Source organism: Rhodococcus sp. NPDC059969 (genome assembly GCF_042738325.1).
Classification (GTDB): Bacteria; Actinomycetota; Actinomycetes; order Mycobacteriales; family Mycobacteriaceae; genus Rhodococcus_F.
Map to the genome: position 1 here is coordinate 1 of NZ_JBHWUF010000038.1, position 1,519 is coordinate 1,519.

The 1,519-nt window shown below is 72.1% G+C and carries 1 protein-coding gene; it reads left to right on the forward strand.

Features of this window, described 5'->3' with window-relative positions:
* Window positions 1-114 precede the first annotated feature (114 nt).
* The gene (locus ACFWAD_RS29880; RefSeq protein ID WP_378550467.1) at window positions 115-1,491 is read left to right on the forward strand and encodes a replicative DNA helicase; all 1,377 of its coding nucleotides are present in this window, start codon (window positions 115-117) and stop codon (window positions 1,489-1,491) included.
* Window positions 1,492-1,519: the final 28 nt, after the last annotated feature.

Here is a 1,519-nt window from a genome sequence, read left to right on the forward strand (position 1 = left end):
GCTGCCTGGACGGCGCGAGGGCCGTGCCCGCCTGACAAGACCGGTGCGGGCCGCTCCCATGCCGGGGTGCGGCCCGCGATTCCCCTGAACGCTTGACCGAACAGGAGACCTCCAGTGTCGACCATCAACATTCCCGCCCAGCACCACGACGACGCCGCCAGCGGGCGGTCCGCCGTGTTCACCCGGGTGCCGCCGCACGATCTCGACGCCGAGCGGGCGGTCGTCGGGGCGCTGCTGCTCTCGGGGAGTCCGGGCAGCCCGTCGTTCCGGTTCTTCGCCGAGATCCTGGAGACGGGCATCGTCGCCACGGAGTACTACCGGCCCGCGCACGCGACGATCCACCGCGCGGCCTGCGCCCTGCACGCGGCGGGCGAGCCGGTGGACGCGATCACGGTGGCCGGGGAGCTCACCCGGCGCGGCGAGCTGGCCGGTGTCGGCGGCGCCCCGTACCTGCACGTCTGCGTGGAGGCGGTGCCCACGACCGCGAACGGCCCGCACTACGCCGAGATCGTCCGGGCCAAGGCGTACCGGCGCGCGGTCATCGAGTCGGCACTGCGGATCCTGGAGTACGCCTACAGCGAGGCCGGCAGCGAGGACGAGGTCCGCGACCTGGTCGAGCGGCAGCTCACCGAGATCATCGCGGGGACCCCGGGCCTGCACGAGGCGCCGCCGGTGGTCGGTGACCTGTACCTCGACTTCGTCGCGGACCTGGAGGACGTCCAGGACGGCAAGAAGGTGGGTCTGACGTACGGGTTCGCCGATCTCGACGCGCTCACCTCGGGGATGCGGCCGGGCAACGTGAGCGTCGTGGCGGCCGCGAGCGGCGTGGGCAAGTCCACGTTCGCGCTCAACGCCGCCGTGGCCGCCGCGAAGACGGGCGCGAAGGTGATGTTCTCCTCGCTGGAGATGAGCGCCACCGAGCTCATGCAGAAGATCGCCGCCGCCGAGGGGCGGATCGCGCTGCACCACCTGACGCACCAGGGCGGCCTCACCGAGGAGGGCTGGGAGACCGTCCGGCGCCTGGGCCCGCAGCTGTTCCAGTCGCTGCCGCTGCGCGTCTACCGGCCCGACGGCGCGTCGCTGGGCGACATCGCGTCGGCGGCGCGGGCCTGCGCCCGTGACGGCGGCCTGGAGCTCCTGGTCCTGGACTACCTCCAGCTCGTCGAGGTCGAGCAGTCCCGCACCATCACCCGCGAGCAGGCCGTGGCGTCCGTGTCCCGGGGCCTGAAGAACCTGTCCGTCGAACTCGGCTGCCACGTCATCGCCCTGTCGCAGCTCAACGACGACGGCCTCATGCGCGAGTCGCGGGCGATCAAGAACGACGCGTCCATCGTGATCAAGGTCGAGCGGCCGGACGCGGACGAGCCGGAATCGCCGCGTGCCGGCGAAGTCGACCTCGTCATCGAGAAGAACAGGTTCGGGCCGACAGCCGTCGTCACCGTCGCCGCGCAGCTTCACTACTCGCGGTTCGTGGACATGGCCCACACCTGAGCCCCGGCCCAGGAAGGCGGCTGTGCGC